Origin of the sequence: Paraburkholderia sp. (genome assembly GCF_035948235.1) — a bacterium.
GTDB lineage: Bacteria > Pseudomonadota > Gammaproteobacteria > Burkholderiales > Burkholderiaceae > Paraburkholderia.
Map to the genome: position 1 here is coordinate 1 of NZ_DASZJJ010000299.1, position 19478 is coordinate 19478.

16 protein-coding genes are annotated in these 19478 nt (G+C 64.8%); 7 read left to right on the plus strand and 9 right to left on the minus strand.

Annotated features, from left to right (window positions below):
• Positions 1–618: 618 nt before the first annotated feature.
• Genes cobJ through cobG form a run of 4 tightly spaced genes read right to left on the minus strand, consistent with a single transcriptional unit; the run spans position 619 to position 5106 of the window.
• Complete coding sequence (gene cobJ / locus VG320_RS26605) at positions 619–2343, minus strand: precorrin-3B C(17)-methyltransferase (RefSeq protein ID WP_327203058.1); 1725 nt, start codon at positions 2341–2343, stop codon at positions 619–621.
• Positions 2331–3062 carry a precorrin-2 C(20)-methyltransferase gene (locus tag VG320_RS26610; protein WP_327203059.1) on the minus strand — a complete coding sequence of 244 codons (732 nt, stop codon included), beginning with the start codon at positions 3060–3062 and terminating at the stop codon, positions 2331–2333. The genes cobJ and VG320_RS26610 overlap by 13 nt, the downstream gene beginning before the upstream one ends.
• Entirely contained in the window at positions 3063–3689 is a 627-nt protein-coding gene (locus VG320_RS26615) for a precorrin-8X methylmutase (protein WP_327203060.1), read from the minus strand. It abuts the gene before it with no gap.
• Complete coding sequence (cobG, locus tag VG320_RS26620; protein WP_327203061.1) at positions 3682–5106, minus strand: precorrin-3B synthase; 1425 nt, start codon at positions 5104–5106, stop codon at positions 3682–3684. The genes VG320_RS26615 and cobG overlap by 8 nt, the downstream gene beginning before the upstream one ends.
• 228 nt (positions 5107–5334) lie before the next feature.
• On the opposite strand from cobG, the gene cbiE reads away from it, so the two are divergent.
• From cbiE to VG320_RS26645, 5 genes are all read left to right on the plus strand, one after another.
• Complete coding sequence (gene cbiE, locus VG320_RS26625) at positions 5335–6570, plus strand: precorrin-6y C5,15-methyltransferase (decarboxylating) subunit CbiE (protein WP_327203062.1); 1236 nt, start codon at positions 5335–5337, stop codon at positions 6568–6570.
• A complete protein-coding gene (locus tag VG320_RS26630; protein WP_327203063.1) occupies positions 6567–7310 on the plus strand; it encodes a cobalt-precorrin-6A reductase in 744 nt (247 codons plus the stop codon). The genes cbiE and VG320_RS26630 overlap by 4 nt, the downstream gene beginning before the upstream one ends.
• Positions 7307–8038 carry a precorrin-4 C(11)-methyltransferase gene (cobM, locus tag VG320_RS26635; protein WP_327203064.1) on the plus strand — a complete coding sequence of 244 codons (732 nt, stop codon included), beginning with the start codon at positions 7307–7309 and terminating at the stop codon, positions 8036–8038. The genes VG320_RS26630 and cobM overlap by 4 nt, the downstream gene beginning before the upstream one ends.
• A 13-nt stretch (positions 8039–8051) precedes the next feature.
• Positions 8052–8891: a DUF5672 family protein gene (locus VG320_RS26640; RefSeq protein WP_327203065.1), complete on the plus strand. Its 840-nt coding sequence runs from the start codon at positions 8052–8054 to the stop codon at positions 8889–8891.
• Positions 8892–9114: 223 nt separating this feature from the next.
• On the plus strand, positions 9115–10572 hold the full coding sequence (locus VG320_RS26645) for a methyltransferase domain-containing protein (RefSeq protein ID WP_327203066.1): 1458 nt from the start codon (positions 9115–9117) through the stop codon (positions 10570–10572).
• A 57-nt stretch (positions 10573–10629) separates the two neighbouring features.
• Here the strand turns inward: VG320_RS26645 and VG320_RS26650 are convergent, their stop codons facing one another.
• Entirely contained in the window at positions 10630–12105 is a 1476-nt protein-coding gene (locus VG320_RS26650) for a sodium:solute symporter (RefSeq protein ID WP_327203067.1), read from the minus strand.
• Entirely contained in the window at positions 12102–12317 is a 216-nt protein-coding gene (locus tag VG320_RS26655) for a DUF3311 domain-containing protein (RefSeq protein WP_327203068.1), read from the minus strand. Before VG320_RS26655 ends, VG320_RS26650 begins: the two co-directional genes overlap by 4 nt.
• A 300-nt stretch (positions 12318–12617) precedes the next feature.
• Here VG320_RS26655 and VG320_RS26660 point away from each other — a divergent pair, with 300 nt between their 5' ends.
• Both VG320_RS26660 and VG320_RS26665 read left to right on the plus strand, forming a co-directional pair.
• Positions 12618–13298 carry a MarC family protein gene (locus tag VG320_RS26660; RefSeq protein WP_327203069.1) on the plus strand — a complete coding sequence of 227 codons (681 nt, stop codon included), beginning with the start codon at positions 12618–12620 and terminating at the stop codon, positions 13296–13298.
• A 74-nt stretch (positions 13299–13372) separates the two neighbouring features.
• A complete protein-coding gene (locus tag VG320_RS26665) occupies positions 13373–14206 on the plus strand; it encodes a class II glutamine amidotransferase (RefSeq protein ID WP_327203070.1) in 834 nt (277 codons plus the stop codon).
• A 19-nt stretch (positions 14207–14225) separates the two neighbouring features.
• Here VG320_RS26665 and VG320_RS26670 read toward each other — a convergent pair whose 3' ends face one another.
• The 3 genes from VG320_RS26670 to treF form a co-directional block, all read right to left on the minus strand.
• Positions 14226–16223, minus strand: coding sequence for a PAS domain S-box protein (locus tag VG320_RS26670; RefSeq protein ID WP_327203071.1), 1998 nt, complete (start codon positions 16221–16223; stop codon positions 14226–14228).
• 66 nt (positions 16224–16289) lie between these two features.
• Positions 16290–17276: a glycosyltransferase family 2 protein gene (locus VG320_RS26675; RefSeq protein WP_327203072.1), complete on the minus strand. Its 987-nt coding sequence runs from the start codon at positions 17274–17276 to the stop codon at positions 16290–16292.
• Between the two features lie 280 nt (positions 17277–17556).
• Positions 17557–19329, minus strand: coding sequence for an alpha,alpha-trehalase TreF (gene treF, locus VG320_RS26680; protein ID WP_327203073.1), 1773 nt, complete (start codon positions 19327–19329; stop codon positions 17557–17559).
• Positions 19330–19478 lie beyond the last annotated feature (149 nt).

Below are 19478 nucleotides of genomic sequence, written 5' to 3' on the forward strand. Positions count from 1 at the left end.
ACGGCGCTTGTTGGCGCTAATCTCGCGTTTGAGATGCTTTGTGTTATGCCTGGTGTTAACTATCGGTAATCTTGGGTTTTTGGCGTTTCCTTGAATTCGTGTCGGTCTATTAGCGTTGCCCCTGTGCGGGGCGGCAGTTACTTTTCTTTGCCGCGGCAAAGAAAAGTAACCAAAAGAAAGCCGCTCACACCGCTAGTGTGACGCCGTCCACCACTAACCTTTGAGCAGAGTGGTGACTGGGCATTGATCGGTTGTCGCGGCGTTAAACGAAGTGACAAAGGGCTCATTCATCCCGCTGCTCGCTTCGCGCCCAGCGGTTGGGTCCGGAAGGGAAACCCACTGCGCTCTGCGAGGGTTTGCGGTTATGCCCCACGGGGCGCGTAGCGGCCCCGGATGTGCGGGCGTCACCACTTCGTTGTACGGCGCGTGATGCGAGCAAGACCAGTCACCACTCCGTTGGTGGGCAAGTGGTGGACTGCGTCACACTGGCGGTTTGAGCGGCTTTCTTTTGGTTACTTTTCTTTGCCGCGGCAAAGAAAAGTAACTGCCGCCCCGCACAGGGGCAACGCTAATAGACCGACACGATAACAAGGAAACGCCAAAGCAACGGGAACATCGTCAGCCAGCATCCGCATACCACCGCGGCGTATAAACCCACTCCCCGAGCCCAGCGCCCGCACCTTCTCGCACGAACCCGCGCGTAGCCGAAGACCCCACAATAACCATCGTCCGCATATCCACATCCGCAGACTGCAACGCGCCAAGCGTAGTCGCCCGCAGAGTCTCCCCAGGACGCCCCACATCGCGCCCCAGCACAACGCGCGTCTCAGGCGAGCGCACAGCCCTGACGATCTCTAACGCCCGATCAAGCTGCCAAGGCCGCGCCCGCGAAATCGGGTTATAAAAAGCCATCACAAGATCCGCAAGCGCAGCATGATGCAAACGCTTTTCGATAACAGCCCAAGGCTTGAGATTATCCGAAAGCGACAGCATGCAGAAATCGTGCCCCAGCGGCGCCCCGGCCTGCGCAGCCGTAGCCAACGCCGCCGACACACCCGGCACAATGCGCAATTCAACCCGACGCCAACGCGCATCCTCAGCGCCCTCAAGCGCCTCAAGCACCGCAGCCGCCATGGCAAAAACCCCCGGGTCGCCCGACGACACCACCGCTACGCGCCGCCCCTCGCTAGCGAGTTCGAACGCATGCCGCGCGCGCTGCAACTCTTCGCGATTATCGGTGGCGTGCCGCACCTGCCCGGGCCGTAACGGTCCCGCCATCTCCACATAGGTCGCGTAACCGACGATATCGGTGGCTTCATCAAGCGCGGCACGCGCCATCGGCGTGAGCAGATCGGCGCGCCCTGGGCCGAGACCCAGCACCGTGAGTCGCCCACGCGCGCGTCCGAGCGAGGACACGTCGAGCGGTTCGTCGGCAACGCCTAAAACAATGCCATGTCCGGCTTCAATGCGTCGATGCGGCTCGGGCAATGTCAGCGCGCTAAACAGGCCGTCATCAAGATCGCCATCAACAAACCGCAACGGCACACCCAGCGCAGACGCGGCCTGTTCGAACGCCGCATCGCCCATCCGCGCGGCAGGCGCGACCAGCGCGGCAAGCGCCTGTTCCGCTACGCCATTTGCTTTCAAGCCTTCGCGCACATACTCGGCAAGCAGTGCAGGCGATTCGGTTGCGCACGCAACGACTGAACGAGGGTGAATCACCAGATGCGCGGGATTGCCGTCCCACGCCTGCGGGCTCACGCGGATCGCGTGGCTCGCCGCGGCGTCGCGCGGCAGATCGACGTTGTCGAGCCAGGGCGCGTCGCCGTCGATACGTGTCGCGTCGCCCGCGAGCAGGTCCGATACGAAGCGCTTGCCTTGCGCGAGGCTCGACAGCGCATAGCCTTCGGGCGGATTGAGCAGGCAGGTGCCGAAGCGCAGTTCGCCGCTCGTCGTGATCGCAGGCGCGATGCCAAGCGCCGCGCCAATTTCGCGCGCCATCACATTCACGCCCGTCAGGCCGCCGAGCAGCGGCACGACCGCGCTGCCGTCCTCCGCGAGCGCGAGCACGGGCGGCTCGACGCCTTTGTTGGTCAGCAGCGCCGCCAGGCAGCGGATCACGATGCCCGCCGCGCACAGCGCGATAAGCGGCGTGCCGCGCCGGTAGAGTTCGCGCAGATGTTCGCCCAGTTCACTGAACGCGATATCGCCTTGCGCGCGATCCTGCAAGGCATGAACCTGCGCGCCCGCATAGAGTGCCTTCACGCGCTGCGCGGTGGCATGCGCGCCCGGGCCTAGCACGACGATGGCGGGCGGTGTAAGCGCGGCGTTCAGCGTTGCCATTTTTCCCCCGGCACGACGAGCAGCGAGAAATACGGCGATGCCATCGGATCGACGTCGTCGAGCGGCACGATGCGCTGGTTCGACATGGTTGCGCGCTCAACATACAGCGCGCGATCGGCAAGTCCGAGTCCGGTCAGCACGCGGCGCACTTTCTCGAAGTTGCGGCCCAGCTTCATGATGACGGCGGCGTCCGCATCGGTAAGCCGGCGGCGCAGTTCGTCTTCGGGCAACACGCCCGAAAGCACCGCGAGGCTCTGGTTGCGATAGACGAGCGGCACGCCCAGCACCGCCGCGCCGCCCAGCATCGAGCACACGCCGGGCACGACTTCGGCTTCATAGCGCGTAGCGAGCCGGTCGTGCAGGTACATGTACGAGCCGTAAAAGAACGGATCGCCTTCGCAGATCACGGCCACGTCGCGGCCCGCGTCCAGATGCGCGGCGACTGTTTCGGCAGCGCCGTCGTAGAAGTCCGCGATGATCGCTTCGTAGGACAGCGGCGGTTCCAGCGCTTCGGTGGTCACCGGATAGACGAGCGGCAGTTGCTCCTGGCGCGATTCCAGGTGATCTTCGATGATGCCGAACGCGTTGCCCTTCTTGCCCTTGGCGACGAAATACGCGACCACGGGCGCGGCCTTGATGAGGCGCAGCGCCTTGAGCGTGAGCAGTTCAGGGTCGCCGGGGCCGACGCCGATGCCGTGCAGACGTCCTTTCATGGACATTTATTCGATCTCCGAAGCAAGTGCGTTGACAGCGGCGGCGGCCATCGCGCTGCCGCCGCGGCGGCCATGTACGACCACGTAGGGCACGCCCAGCGCCGCGCCTGCGAGCAGCGCCTTCGATTCGGCCGCGCCCACGAATCCCACCGGCATGCCGAGGATCAGCGCCGGACGCGGCGCGCCCGCCTCGATCATGTCGATGAGGTGAAAGAGGGCCGTGGGCGCATTGCCGATGGCGACGACGCTGCCTTCCAGGTGCGCTCGCCAGAGTTCGAGCGCGGCGGCCGAACGGGTGTTGCCCATTTCGCGCGCGAGCGCCGGCACGGCGGGGTCGTCGAGCGTGCAGATGACCGCGTTGTCGGCGGGCAGGCGTGCGCGCGTGACACCGAAGGCGACCATCTTTGCGTCGCAGAGAATGGGCGCGCCGCTGGCAAGCGCCGCGCGGCCCGCCGCGCCTGCGCCCGGCGAAAAGGCCAGGTCGGCGACGACATCGACCATGCCGCAGGCGTGGATCACGCGCACGGCGAGTTTTTCAAGGTCGGCGGGAATGCGCGAGAGATCGGCTTCGGCGCGGATCGTCGCGAAGGATTCGCGATAGATCGCCTGGCCGTCGCGGATGTAATCAGACATCAGAAGTGCTCCGGGGCCGCTGCGCAAGCGACTGCGTGAATAGCTGCGCGGCGGCTTCGATCGTCAGGTGGCGCGCGACGCAATGGCCGAATGGGGCCGGGTTGGCGTCGCGCTGGTTGTGGTGGTCGCTGCGGTGTTCATAAACGTCGTACACGCCGGGTGTCACCGCGAGCAGCGTGAACGGCGCGCGGTGGGCGGCGGCGCAGGAGCGCTCGCAGCCGCTCAGGTAAACGTGTACGCCAGGCGGCAAATGGTCGGCGAGGCGCAGGGCGTCGGCCTTGGTGTCGGCGCGGCTCTTCGCGCAGCCCGCCGATCCCGTGCAGGCGATGGTGCGTGCGAGCGGATCGGCAGGGTCGATGACCAGACCGAGCGCTTGCAGCTTTTCTAGCACGTCTGGCACAACGCCGTTATCGATATCCGGCAGGATTGCGCCTTGCCAGGGCGTGATGCGCAGCGTGCCGTCGCCGTGCGTTTGCGCGAGCGTGGCAAGCGCATGCAGCGTCGCAGCGTCGAGACGCGCGAGCGGCGGCTGGCAGCCCACGTAGCTCGTGTTGCTGTTGCGCGTATGCGCGCCAAGACGCAACGCGAGATCGACGCCAGCACGGCGCCAGCCGCGATCGTCTGCGATCTCAGGCGATGCATGTTCTCGCGCGCGTTGCAGCACGGCTTGCGCGCCATGAATCGCGACGATTTCACGCATGCGCGTCTGGCCGGGCTGCGCGAGGTCGAGGAAGGCGTGCAGCAGCGCGTGGATCAAACTGACCGCTTCACTCGCCGCGATCGAGCCGAACGCGCCATCGGCCGGACAGCCTGCAAGGCCGAACATGAAGCGCACGCCATCCTCATGCGCCGCCGCAGCCAGCCAGATATCGTGCGGATGATCGAGCGCCGCAAGCCGCTCGCCGCCATCGATCAGCAGCGCGAATTTAGGCGAAAGCGCCGCGAAACGCGGCTCGCCCTGCAGCATCGCGACGATGGGCGCGGTGAGCGTCGTGGTGTCGATGAGCGCTGCGGGGTCGAGGCCGGCGAGCGGGCTGAGCATCAGGTTGCGCAGTTCGTCGGCGGCGCATAGATCGGCGTGTTGACTGGCGTTCTGGCTTGCGGAAACAGTCGGGCCGAGTCCCGCTTCGACGAGCACTGCCGTGAGCGCCGTTTCGCTGCCCGCACGAATGCCGCGCACCTGGAGGTTCGCGCGGTTCGTCAGTTCGAGCGTGCCCTGGGCATGCGCGAGCGCGGCTTCGGCAATCGCGTGCGCTTGCGCGGCGTGCAGCAGGCCGCCTGGCAAACGGATACGGCACAGGCCGCCATCGAGCGCCGCGACGACGCGCACGAGCCCCGGGCATGCCGAGCGGCGCTCCGCGGCCCATGCAGCAGGGGACGAAGCTGGGGAAAAAGCGGGCTTCGAGTCGTGATTCAAGGGGGCACTCGTGTTGGGAATCGCGCGGTCGTCGAACCGGGCCGCCTGAAGGGGCCGGCAACGCGGCGCATGCGCGAGCGTCGGCTGTATTTCGGCAATAGGCGTGAAACGCGCAGGAAATTCGCGTTTTTCAGGCCCGTCCGGCGCCAGCGGAAGCGGTATTATGCCCGTTTTCCAGCGCGATCCGCGAATCCAGACGGGCCGCGCACAACGCATGACGGAGCACGGATGCAGGGCAGGCGAGCGTGGCTGACGGTGATCGGCATAGGCGAGGACGGTTATGCGGGGCTGGGGCGCGAGGCGCGCCGCGCGCTCTTTGCGGCGGCGGTCGTGACGGGCGGCGCGCGCCATCTGGCGATGCTGCCCGCGCGCGTGCAGGCGCGCCGCGAGCCGTGGCCGCAGCCGTTCAGCGTCGAACCGCTCCTTGCGCTGCGCGATCAGCAAGCGCCGGTTTGCGTGCTGGCGAGCGGCGATCCGATGTTTTACGGCGTGGGTGCGACGCTCGCACGTCAGCTTGCGCCGGATGAACTGTGCGTGTTGCCCGCGCCTTCGTCGCTGTCGCTGGCGGCGGCGCGTCTGGGCTGGGCGCTGCAGGACACGGCGGCGGTCTCGCTGGTGGGCCGCCCGCTCGATGCGCTGCGGCGGCATGTTTTTGCCGGTTCGCGCGTGCTCGCCTTGAGCGCAGATGGGCACACGCCGCGCGCCATCGCCGCCTTGCTTACCGAACAGGGCTTCGGCGCAACGCGTCTTGCCGTGTTCGAGCATCTGGGCGGTGCGCAGGAACGCCGTATCGACGGCCGCGCCGATGCCTGGAATAAAGGCGAAATCGTTGCTGAAGTCGCGGCCCTCAATCTCGTCGCTTTCGAATGCGCGGCGGCCAACGACGTACCGGCGCGGTCCTGGACGCTCACGCCCGGCCTGCCCGACGACGCCTACCGGCACGACGGTCAGCTCACCAAACGCGATGTGCGCGCGCTGACGCTCGCCCGCCTCGCGCCGACGCCGGGCGCGCTGCTCTGGGACGTGGGCGCGGGCAGCGGCTCGATTGGCATCGAATGGATGCGCGCGCATACGGCTTGCCGCGCGATCGCCATCGAGTCGAACAGCGAACGCCAGCGCTTCATTGAACACAACCGCGACGCGCTGGGTGTGCCCGCGCTGCAACTCGTGGCGGGGCGTGCGCCCGATGCGCTCGCGGGACTCGCCACGCCCGATGCGGTGTTCATCGGCGGCGGCGTAACCGTGCCGGGCGTGCTGCAGACCTGCTGGGAGCGGCTTGCGCCGGGCGGGCGGCTCGTGGCCAACGCGGTGACCGTGCAGAGCGAGGCGGCGCTGGTGGCGTGGCGCGCGCAGCATGGCGGCACGCTCACACGCATCGGCATCGGCGAGGCCGAACCGCTTGGGCGCTTCGACACCTGGCGCCAGGCGCTCCCCGTTACGCTTTTCGAGGCGATCAAGCCATGAGCGCGCGCGTGTTGCTGCTCGGCGGCACCGGCGACGCGTTGCAGATTGCGCGCGCACTCGGTTCTGAGCACGTGTATAGCCTCGCGGGCCTGGGGCGCGTGCCCGCCGATCTGTCCTGCGCGGTGCGCGTGGGCGGTTTCGGCGGCGCGCAGGGACTGGCGCACTATCTGGCCGACGAGGACATAGCGCTGCTGCTCGACGCCACGCATCCTTACGCGGCGCAGATCAGCGCGAACGCGGCGAACGCTTGCGAACAAACGGGCGTGCCGTATTGGGCGCTGCGCCGTGCGCCGTGGCAGCCGCAGCCAGGCGACGACTGGCGTAACGTATCTGGCTGGGCGAGCGTGATCGAAGCAATCCAGCCCTATACGCGCGTGCTTTTCACGTTGGGACGCGAGCCGCTCGCGCATCTGGGCGAAGTGCCCGAACATCAGCACTGGACCGTGCGCTGTCTCGATGCGCATCCGGGGCACGCACGCGCGAAGGTGATCGACGCGCGCGGGCCTTTCACGCACGAGGGCGAACGCGCGCTTTTCGAGGCAGGGCGTTACGACGTGATCGTCAGCAAGAACAGCGGCGGCGCAGCAACGGAAGCGAAACTCGCCGTAGCGCGCGACATGGGCCTGCCCGTGGTCATGATGCAGCGGCCTTCGCTACCGCCGGCGCAACGCGAATTCGCTTCGGTCCAGCACGTGCTGGATGCGCTTGCGACTCTCAATCAACGGAATATCGACGCATGACTGTTTTCTTTATCGGCGCTGGGCCGGGAGACCCCGAACTGATCACCGTGAAAGGCCAACGGCTGGTGCGGAGCTGCCCCGTGATTCTCTACGCCGGATCGCTCGTGCCGCCCGCAGTGCTCGAAGGTCATTGCGCGCAGCAGGTGGTGGACACCGCGCCGCTCACACTCGACGAGATTGTCGCATTGCTGGAAAACGCGCACCGCCAGGGTTTTGATGTGGCGCGCGTGCATTCGGGCGATCCTTCTCTGTATGGCGCGATCGGCGAGCAGATCAGACGTTTGCGTGAACTTGGGATTCCTTATGAAGTCGTGCCTGGCGTGACAGCGACGGCCGCCTGCGCGGCGGCGCTCGGCAACGAACTCACGCTGCCGGGCATTTCACAGACGCTGATTCTCACGCGCTATGCGACCAAAACATCGATGCCCGAAGGCGAGGCGCTGAGCGATCTCGCGCGTCATCGCGCGACGATGGCGATTCATCTGGGCGTGCGCCATATTGCACGTATCGTCGAGGAATTGCGACCGCACTATGGCGACGATTGCCCCGTGGCCGTGATTTACCGAGCAAGCTGGCCTGACGAGGAACGCGTGACGGGCACGCTCGCAGACATCGCCCAAAAGGTGCAGGCGACGGATATCGAGCGCACGGCGCTGATTCTCGTGGGCCGTGTGCTAGGCGCGGACGGGTTTGCGGATTCGACCCTGTACGGGGCGGGCAAACGATAGGAGAGAGCAGGCGATGTCCAGGCAAAATCTTCACGACGTGACGCTCTGTGCCGTCGATACCGTCAATCCCGGTCTTGCGGCGCGTGCGCTCGACCTGTCGCTTTCCCAGTGCGATTTCGGCGATGCGATGCTGATCGCTCACACAGCGGCGCCCACGCGGGCGCGCTTCGTACCCATCGAGCCATTGCGATCGCTTGCTGAATATTCGCACTTCATGCTCAAGCGCCTGGTCGATCACATCGTCACGCCGTGGGTGCTGGTCGTGCAATGGGACGGCTACGTACTGGACGCATCCCGATGGAGCGAGCGCTTTTACCTATACGACTATATCGGTGCCCGCTGGCCTGCCTCCGCCACGGGAAACGATGTCGGAAACGGCGGGTTTTCGCTGCGATCCGCGAAATTGCTCAAGGCACTTGCCAGCGACCAGTTTGCGATGGAAGCCGAAGCTGCAGAAGACGTTTTGATTGGCAGTACCTGGCGAGCTGCACTGGAAGCGGACCACGGTATCCGCTTCGCGTCCGCCGAAGTTGCCGATGAATTTGCCTATGAATATGGGGTGCCACGTCAGCCGACATTCGGTTTTCATGGCTTTTTCAACATGTGGCGCCATGTAGACGACAGCGCGATGTTGGCAATCTTTAGCGAACTCGATATTCGCACCCTCGCCGCGCCAAGAGGAGTGGCATTGCTGAAGATTTACTGTGATCTACGAAAATTCACTTGTGTTCGCGCCATGTACCAGCGCTACCGCATGCATCTAAGCGTAGAAGACGTTGCGTATGCATTTGTGCGCAATGGTTTGAGCGACGATGCGGCGCGTGAGTATGTGAACCTCTGCGAGCGCAGTTAATCGGCTTCACACAGTCAGTGAATACGGATGCATCCCCATGATGCATCGCAACAGCAGGAGGAATTTTGTTAGCAGACGCAGAATAATCGAACTTATCCGAAGTTTTTGAGATCTGCGGTTGATTATCATCGTTCACATACCCAGTCTTGGCCCAAGGCTGTACGACGCGAGTGCGTGAACATCGGCGGACAGCTTTGTGGCCCTCGGATCAAATGGCCTGAACATGTCCCAATCGCAAATCCATCTCTGCATCATTCAGCCCGTCGGCTACGTCCCGTCATTGGGCTTTCTCGATCAGGCGCGTTACTTTCGTTACCAGTTTCGGCGTCTGGGCGCTGAGGTGACGATCGGCAAGAACCGTCTGCGTCACGACGCGATCAATTTTGTCTTCGGCGCACATGCCGGTTTCGACCCGAATCTGACCCAGCGATATCGCTGCGTTTTTGTGAACCTTGAACAACTGGGCGAACATGGCGCGCAGGTTTTGCCCGACTATCTGCACCTTCTGTCGACTTCGCCGGTCGTCGATTATGACGCGCGTAACGCGAGCGCCTATGGCAAAAGCGGGTGTGTTCCCATCGTCTCATTCGCCTGCGCACCTTATCTTGCCACCGACGTTATCCAGCCGATCGAGGAGCGGTCTAACGACGTGCTGTTCTTCGGTGGTATGAATGAGCGGCGGTTTCAATTGCTGCGCGAGGTCGAAGCCGCGGGCTGCAAGGTTAGTGTGCTGCCATTCGGTATTTTCGGCGCGGAGCGCGATGAGGAAATCCGCCGCGCCAAGGCCGTATTCAATTGTCATTACTACGATAGCGCGCGCTTCGAGCAGGCACGCGTATTCCAGTGTCTGTCGCTCGGCACGCCTGTTGTCAGCGAACGCACGCCGGTCACGGATGCTCCCTCCCAGTTCGAGGACAGCGTTTTCTGGGTAGGCAGCGATAGCGTCAGGACGTTCTTCCAGAATGAATTCCGCGCACCGTCTTTTGCCGACGCTGCCCGTGCGCGGCTCAACGCCTTTGCTGCACACGATGTGCTCGATCAATACGCGTCGATGCTTGAAAACGTGATGGGACATTTCGCGCCACTGAAGATGTCGTCCGCGCCGTGGCAGCCGCAGCGTCTGCAGATCGGTTCGGGCAAGGACTACATGGCAGGGTGGTTGAATCTGGATATCCTGCCGCGTGCAGAGCCAGACTTGCTGCTGGATCTGTCCGCGCCGTTGAGCTTGCCGTTAAGACTCGAAAGCGCGCTGGCCGGCCCGGTCGAATTGCGCGCGGATGCGCTCGATTTCATCTACGCGAACAACGTGCTCGAACATGTTGGCGATCTGCCGCAACTCATGACCAATTGCCTGCGTCTGCTGAGGACGGGCGGCCAGATGCTGATCGAAGTGCCTTACGAAAAGGCGCCCAGCGCGTGGCAGGATCCTACCCATGTCCGCGCATTTAACGAGAACTCGTGGATCTATTACGGCGAGTGGTTCTGGTATCTCGGCTGGATCGAGTCGCGCTTTTCGATTGTTGCGCAGGAGTATCTCGACGAGAAACTTGCAGTCACCCACATCGAGCACGCTCACTTTATGCGTGTGCGTCTGGAAAAGGTCGCGACAACGGCTAAGGAGCGCTCCACGGCGCGCTCCATGCGGCCGGATTTCGGCGGCATTCCAGAAGACGTCATCTGAACGAAGCGGGGCCGACAAAGTCGGCCCCGTTTGTTTTAAAACCGGGATATCGTTCCCTCAATGCGCTCCCGCATGTTTATGATCGGCGTGGGTATGCGGCTGGGTGACCACGCTCACCGCCGCGAGCACGACGATATTCACGCCCAGCGCGAGAAAGCCGATATTGATGTCCTTGAGCGCATCGGGCGCGAAAGGAATCAGTTGCGCGACGCTCACATGCGTCACGGTGGTCAGGACGACCACCAGCACGCCGGACAGAATCCCGCAGAACGCCCCTTGTTTCGTGACGCGATTGCGCGCCGAGAGGCTGCACACCAGCGCCGGGAACAACTGCGTGACGAAGTTATAACCCATCAGCAAAAGCGCCACGATGGTCTCGCCGCCATTGAGCGTAAAGCCCACTGCGACTAGCGCGATCACCGGCACGAAAAAGCGCGCGAGCTTCGCCACGCGCTCGTCGTCGGCCTGTTTCATCATGGCGCCGCGATAAACGTCGTTGGCGATGAGCGTGGACGCCGTGGTGAGGATCATCGATCCCGGCACGAGCGCGGTGAGCACGCCCGCCGCGCCGATCACGCCCACGAACCACGGATCGAAGGTCTGCAACGCAAGGCGGAACAGCGAAAGATCGATATTGCCGCCCTTGAGGCCCGGCACCTTGAGCACCGCCGCAAACCCGCAGAAGAACACGAACAGCAGGATCAACTGATACAGCGGCAGGATCGCGGCATTGCGGCGGAAAATGCGCTCGTTTTTCGCGGTATAGACCGAGCCGAACGTATGCGGCCACATGAAAAAGCCGAGCGCGGTGAGCAGCACTGTCGACTGGAACCACGTCACGCTCTGGCCTTTGGCGGGGAAGGTGAGGAAGCCGGGTTTAGCGGCGTCGATGGCGCGGAACATTTCGCCCAGGCCGCCGTAGTGATGGATCGGCAGATAAATGCCCAGAAACACGGCGATGGCGAGAATCATCGTGTCCTTGACGACCGAATTCCACGCGCAGCCGCGCACGCCCGAGAAGATCACATAAGCCGTCACCACGGCCGCGCCAATCCAGATCGCCGTGGTCGATGAAATCGCGCCATAGGAGGCCGTCGTCACGATGATGCCCAGGCCCTTGAGTTGCAGCACGAGATACGGCACGAGCGCGAGCACGCCCACGCAGGCGACCAGCACGCCGAGCGCGGGACTGTTGTACTTGCGCGAGAAGAAATGCGGCTGCGACATCAACCGGTGTTGCTTGGCGTAGCGCCACACCGGCGGCAGCATCCAGTAGGAGAGGATGTACGCAAGCGTCGCGTAAGCGAGGATGTAATAGACCGGCGCGCCCTTGCCATAGGCGAAACCGCTGCCGCCAAGGAACGTGAAGGTGGTGTAGATCTCGCCCGCCATCAGCAGGAACACGAACGCCGTGCCGAAGCTGCGCCCGCCCACCGACCACTGTTCGAGACTCATGTCGTGCCCGCGCCGCGCGCGCATGCCCAGATACAGCGCGACGACCGTGATGGCCGCGATGATGATGAGTGCGCTCATGGCCGCACCTCGTGTGGCGTGTCGGCGGCGTCGCGGTTGACCGGATCGAGCCGATAGACGATGGCCATGATCGCGGAGGTGAGGACGACCCACAGGACGATCCACGCCAGCACCAGCGGCATGCCGAGTATCAGCGGTTCGGTGCGGTTGACGAACGGCACGCCCAGCAGGATGCCGATAAAAGGTAGCGCTGCGAGCAACCTCAGTGACATGGCAACTCCTTTTTGTAAAAGGGGAAACGTCGCGACCGGGTTCGAACGATTCACTCTATGCCCGCGAACGCGCCCCGTAAAGCCGCCAAAAATCCCCATGCGCGGGCTGCGGGTCCACGCGTTTCGATGGTGCGTTGCGGCACGCACAAGGCGCGTGCGCGCCTGCACAGCGCATTCAGAGGGCACGCCGCAGGCCGATCCAGTTACACTTCACGCACCCTGGCGGATACGCCCGTGCGTCGCGCGCGCCGCCGCAGTATTCAATCTCAGCCCGAGCCCCGTTTTTTTCGGATCGCCTTCATGATCGAGAGCCTGATTTCAGACATTCTGTTCGGTTTCACCGGATTGATCAGCATCATCAATCCCATCGGCATTGCCTTTGTCTTTCTCGATCGCACGGCGTCGCTCACCGACGAAGAGCGGCGCCTGCTTGCCAAGCGCGTGGCCACCAACGCCGGCCTGGTGCTGCTGGTGGCCTTCTTCGTGGGCACGCCGATCCTGCACTTCTTCGGCATTTCGATGGAGGCGTTGCGTATCGGCGGCGGTCTCGCGGTGGCCGTGAGCGGCTGGAATATGCTCAACGCGCCGGAACCCGAGCCGCCCGCGGCGAGCGACCCCGCGGTCAAGCCGGTGAGTGCGTGGTCGGCGAGCGGCAAGGCTTTCTTTCCGCTGACGGTGCCGCTCACCACCGGCCCCGGCTCGATCGCGACGGCCATTGCGCTGAACGCGAACCGCACGCACAAGCTGTCCGCGTGGCTGCTGTCGAGCATCGCCTCGGTGGCGATTTCGCTGCTGGTCATGCTCGTGATCTATTACGTCTACAGCCGCGCCGCGCGTCTGGCGCACTATCTGGGCGTGGAGGGCACGCGCGTGGCCATGCGCGTGTCGTCGTTCCTGTTGCTGTGCATCGGTGTGCAGATCATTTTGACTGGCCTGACGGGTTTCCTCACGCCGATTGCCGGACTGCACGCGACGAACTGAGCAGAAAAATGAGCGGGAAATCAGGCGGGAAACTGCGCGACGCGCGCTCGCGCAATTGATCGACGGAGGCAACGATGTGCCGCTGGCTTGCTTACACAGGTAACCCGATTTCGCTCGAAACCGTGCTGTTTCGCGCGCGTCATTCGCTGATCGACCAGAGCCTGCATTCGACGCTCGGCGCCACCACCACCAACGGCGATGGTTTTGGCCTTGGCTGGTATCAGCATCCGCACGATATTCCCTATCGCTATCGCAGCGTTCACCCCGCCTGGAACGACCGCAACCTGCGCGAACTGGCGCGCGCGGTGCATGCGCCAATGTTCGTCGCGCACATTCGCGCCGCCACGCATACGCCGGTGCAGGAGACCAATTGCCATCCGTTCCGGCATCGGCGCTGGATGTTTGCGCACAACGGCCTGATCCGCAATTTTCCGCTCGTGCGGCGCGAATTGCTGCTCGCGATCGAACCCGGGCGCTTCAACGCGCTCGAAGGATCGACCGATTCGGAGGCGATGTTCTATCTTGCGATGAGCTTTGGTCTGGAGCACGATCCCGTGCCGGCGCTCGAGCGCATGGCCGGTTTCGTCGAGGCCGTCGCGAAAAAGCACGGCATCGAGCCGGCGCTCAACATGACGATTTTCGCCAGCGACGGCGAACAGATTGTGGCCGTGCGCTATTCGAGCGAACGCGACTCGCGCTCGCTCTTTCACAGCACGTCGTTCAAGCATCTGCGCGAACTGTATCCCGACGATCCGCGTATCGCGGCGGTGGGCGAGGACGCCTATCTGCTGGTGTCCGAGCCGATCGTCGATCTGCCCGAAGCCTGGGCCGAGGTGCCCGAATCCACCGCGATCGTGGTGCGCGGCGCGCAGATCGAATACCGCGATTTCAAACCGGTTGCGCCGTGATGCGGCTTTGAAAACGCTTTCAGCGCTGTGAGCCAGGCCACGTCACGCGCGCAGAGCGACGGGCGGCGGCGCGCGCAAGCACTTCGTCGAACAGCAGCACATCGACGGGCTTGACCAGGTGCATTTCGAAGCCCGCTGCACGCGTGAGTTCGATATCGGCGGCCTGGCCGAAACCCGTCATCGCCGCGAATACCGTATGCGCGAGCGCCTCCAGCGTGCGCAGGTCGCGCAACGCCGCGTAGCCGTCGATTTCGGGCATGGCGATGTCGATGAGCGCGGCATCGGGCGTAAAGCGTTCGGCCCATTCGCGCGCCTGGGCGGCGCTATAGGCCACGCGCACGTCGTGGCCCTTCAGTTCGAGCAGCATCGCCAGGCTGTCGGCGGAATCGCGGTTGTCGTCCACCACGAGCACGCGTAGCGGCAAGGAATCATCGTGCGCGAGCACGGGCTGGCCAACCGTGCTAATGAGGCCTTCCACTGCCAGGTCCACATGCGCCGCGTTGGCGGTGCGCGTGAGCGGCAGGCGGATCGTGAATGTGCTGCCTGCGCCCAGTCCATCGCTCGTCGCCGAAATGGTGCCGCCGTGCAGTTCGACGAGCGAGCGGCACAGCATCAGGCCAATGCCCAGGCCGTTTTCGCTCGGGCCCGGCATCGAGCGGTCCTGGCTGAAAAGGCCGAAGATCGATTCGAAGGTTTCGGGCCGCAAGCCGCGCCCTTCGTCGCGCACCTGGATCTGCACGCCGCGCCCGGCCACCTGCACTTCGACGGCAATGCGGCTGTGGTCCGGCGAGAACTTCGAGGCGTTGTGCAGCAGGTTCTGCAAGACCTGCACGAGGCGCGTCTGGTCGCCGGTCATCGGCAGCGGCGCGGCGGGCAGAATCGCGTCCACACGCTGTCCGCGCCCCGCCGTGAAAGGCTGCGCCGCTTCGAGCGCGTTGTTGACCACTTCGCACAGATCGAGCGGCGCCTCGCGCAGTTCGATCTTGCCCGAGGTGATGCGGCCCACGTCCAGCAGGTCGTCCACGAGGCGCGTGAGATGGACGATCTGGCGGTCGATCAGTTCGCGCGCGCGCTCGACTTCGGGACTTTGCGCACTCATCAGGCGCATGGTGGCGACGGCGTTGCGCACCGGCGCGAGCGGGTTGCGCAGTTCGTGGGCGAGCATGGCGAGGAATTGCTTCATCTGCTCGCTCGAATGCTCGAGTTCGTCGGTGCGGCGGCTCTCGGTCATGTCGCGCGTGACCTTGGCGAAGCCGGTCAGACGGCCATGCGCGTCGTGAATGGCGGTGAGCGTCACGTTGGCCCAGAACATCGAGCCGTCCTTGCGCACGCGCCAGCCTTCGTGGACGCAGCGGCCCAGATCGGTGGCGCGGCGCAGCTCGCGTTCGGGCGCGCCCGCGGCGATATCGTCGGGCGGATAAAACACCGAAAAATGCTGGCCGATGATTTCAGCAGGCCGATAGCCCTTGAGATTGGTCGCGCCGCTGTTCCAGCTCACCACGCGGCCCTGCGCGTCGAGCATGAAGATCGCGTAATCGCTCACGCTTTCGACCAGCAGACGAAAACGCTCTTCGGAGAGCCGCAGCGCTTCCACCTGGCGACGCTCCGCGGTGAGGTCGCGCGTGATCTTGGCGAAGCCCGCGAGCGAACCGTCCTGTTCGCGCAACGCCGTGATCACCACGTTGGCCCAGAACATCGAGCCGTCCTTGCGCAGGCGCCAGCCTTCATCCATGAAGCGGCCGTGCAGCGCGGCCTGTTCCAGCTCGTGCTCGGGCCAGCGCCGGGCGTTGGCTTCGTCGGTATAGAAACGGGAAAAATGCTGGCCGATGATCTCGTGCGCTTCGTAGCCCTTGATGCGCGCGGCGCCCCGGTTCCAGCTCACCACATGGCCGCGTGGGTCGAGCAGGAAAATCGCGTAGTCCTCGATGGGCTGAACGAGCGCTTCGAAGCGGCGTCCGCTATGGCCTTCGGCGGACAAGCCGGCAGCGGGTTGCATCGCGGAATCGGACGTGGTCATGGTCCTTTCTGATCGGTGATGAAAGACGGCCGGGCGCTCGCGCGGCGCCGCGTACCGCGCGGCAGCTTACCACGCACGCTGGCCGGCGCGGTCGTACTTTTCGGCCATCGCGGGGATGCCGGCGCGCACCAGACGCTCGGCGCGGCGCACCTGACGGATCAGCAGCACGACGTGTGCCGGGGCCACGCGACGGCGCCGTAAAGTCCAGAACGCGCCGCGCAGCAGCGCGAAACCGGCTGGCCCGAGCGAGCGCTGACGCGCGAACACGAGCAGCGCGCGGCCGGTGGCGGCGAGCGCGTCGCGCACCGGCAGGCGCATCCACGCAACCCACGCGGCGTTGCGCGCGTGCGTGCAATGCTGCGCACGCGTGAGCCAGCGGTAAAGCGGCTCGCGGTGCGCGAGCGCCGATTCGCAATAGACGATCGAATGGCCGGCGGCGAGCACGTCGAGCGCGGCCAGCTCTTCCGCGCCGCCGTGCAAGAGCCGCTCTTCATAGCCGCCGAACGCCCGGAACACAGCCGCGCGGAAAACGCAGGCGCCCGCCATGTAGTTTGCGAGCGCGGGACCGGGCAGGTCGTCGTCGCCGGGCGAGGTGGCGTTGAGCATCAGGCAGGCGGGGTGGATTTCGCGCTCGTCGTGGCTGACCACGCGCGCATTGACGACGGCTACCTGCTGGTGTTCGTCGAGCCATTGCACCGCGCGGGCGAGCGCGCCGGGCGCAAACCAGGTGCTGTCGTCGCAACAGGCCACGTATTCGGTGGGCGCGAGCGATACGGCGCGGTTGAATCCGGCCATGCCGCGATCGCCCAATCCCTGGACGATGCGCACCTGCGGAAACAGCGAGGCGAGCAGGCCGACGGTGGAATCGGTCGAGCCGTTATCGGCGACGATTACATGCGGATGCTCGGGCAGCGCGGTGAGACGGGCGACGGTATCGATGGTCTGGCGCACGTGATTGCGCGTGAGCACCACCACGGTGATGCGGGAACCCGATGGGGGAGTCGGGGCACTGGGGGCGCCGGAGGCGCCAGGAGCGGGAGCGGAGGCGTTCATCGCGGTTCCATCTTCCATCGCGTTGCGGGCGGCGCAAGCCGGCGGCCAGCATGCAGATTGCTCTGCGGAGGTTTTTTCAGGATACGCCGTTGCCGGGCGGCTTGCACCCCGCCCGAACGCCTGGATCGGCCCACGGGCAGGGATTGCGCCGAATCGGCATGAACCATGCTGCAGCGCGCAACCCGGCACGGGCAGTTGTATGCGTTTTACGTCATTTCAGGTCGCGCATGCGCCATGCCCATCCAGGGGAAACCGCGCCGCATGGGGCGCGGCCCGGTCGTCAGTGCGCGGGCACCGCCGATTTCGGCACGCTGGACGCGCGGGCCGCCGGGGTGTTTTCGGTGTGCGGATACATCGCGAGCAGCACGCGCAGCACGCCATTGGTCCAGCCGAAGCCGTCCTGCAGCGGATATTCGCCGCCGCCCGCCGCCGAAGCCTTCGCCGCCGCCGCGCTCACGTCGTACTTCTCGACCAGTTTGTGCGTGCGCTGGTAGTAGAGGAGATTCGTCGCGATCCAGCGCGTGGCGATGGTCTGCGCGAGCGCGCTTTCGCCGTAACGGCGCAGGCCCGTCACCGCGAGATATTGCAGCGGCGCCCAGCCGTTTGGCTCATCCCATTGCTGGCCGCTTGCCACCTGGGTGGTCGCGAGGCCGCCCGGTCGCAGCAGTCCCGCGCGCACCGCGCCTGCCACCTGATGCGCCTGCGTGCGCGTCGCCACACCCGTATAAAGCGGATAAACCGTCGCCGCCGTGAGCCGATGCGTGAGCGTGCCGTGCACGAAATCGTAGTCGCTGAAGGCGTGAATCTGCGGGTCCCACAGCACGCGGCCGATCGCGGCGGCACGTTGCTGGGCGCGCTGGCTCATCTGTTGCGCCTCGCCCGCGTCGCCGGTCATGCCGTAGCCTTTGGCGAGCGCGCGTTCGAGATCGACCAGCAGCGAATTCAGATCGACGGGCACGAGCGACGTGATGTCGATGGTCGCGAGCGTGCGGTTGTCGGCGAGCCAGCGCGAGCTGAAATCCCAGCCCGTTTCGCCGCCCGCGCGCAGGTTGCGCCAGAGTTCGGGCGCGCCGCGTTGCGGGGCGCTTTGGGCGGTCAGCACGTCTTCGCGATACGACTCGTCGCGTGGCGTGTCGCGCGCGTCCCAGTAGCGGTTGAGCAGGGTGCCGTCCGCGAGGCGCACGACGTGGTGCGCTGCTTCGCCGGGCTTGAGCGTGTCCGCGCCTGTCATCCAGTAGTCGTATTCCTTGCGCAACTCAGGCAGATAGCGCACGTAGGTGGCGTCGCCGTCGCGGCGCGCGACGAGCGCCACCATCTGCGCGAAAAAAGGCGGCTGCGAACGGCTCAGGTAATAGCTGCGATTGCCGTTGGGAATATGGCCGTAGCGATCGATCAGGGCAGCGAAATTATCGAGTTCGTCACGCGTGAGATCGTGGCGTCCGCTCGCCTCCAGTCCCAGCATGATGAAGTACGAATCCCAGTAGTAAATCTCGTTGAAGCGGCCACCCGGCACGACATACGGTTTGGGCAGCGGCAGCAGCGAGGAATAGGGTTGCTGCGTACTATCGGGATTGCGGCGCAGCACGTCCCAGAGCGTGTCGATGTGGCTCACGACGTCCTGGTTCGGATCGGAAACATAGTGATCGTCGCTCTGTTTCTGATCGGAAAAATGCTGTGCGACGAACGTGCGCAAGGCGGTTTTGCGCGCATCGGGATCGGTGATGCCGGCGTTGCGCGAACTCCAGATTTCGTATTCGGCGACGATTTTCGAGGGCGCTTCGTTAGGCACCATGTCGGCGAAGGTCTTGCTGTCGGGGAAGACCTGGACGAGTTCGACGTCGCGATAGAGCTGGCCGAAGAGTTCGGACGGCGGTTTGGGCGCGCTTTGTAAATCCTGCTGGGGAGCGGCAGTGGTTTCGGATGCAGGTGCGGGTGGGGCGGTTTGCGCGAACGTCAGCGGTGTCGCGCAGGTGAGAGGGAACGCGGCGATCAGGGCGGCGGCGCAGCGGCGCGCGCGCAAAGAGGCGGGGTGAAGCGTCGAGGAAAACGGCATCGGCGGCATCGGCGTGGCTCGCGGTGATTGTTGGGTGAAAGGGCGCTGCCGGCGCGCGACCGTGTCGCCGGCAAAACGCTGTGGCGCAGCAATTTTCGTTCCGCCCCCGTTCGCGAATTCATCCTCTTCAGGGCGTGCTCAAGGGCGAG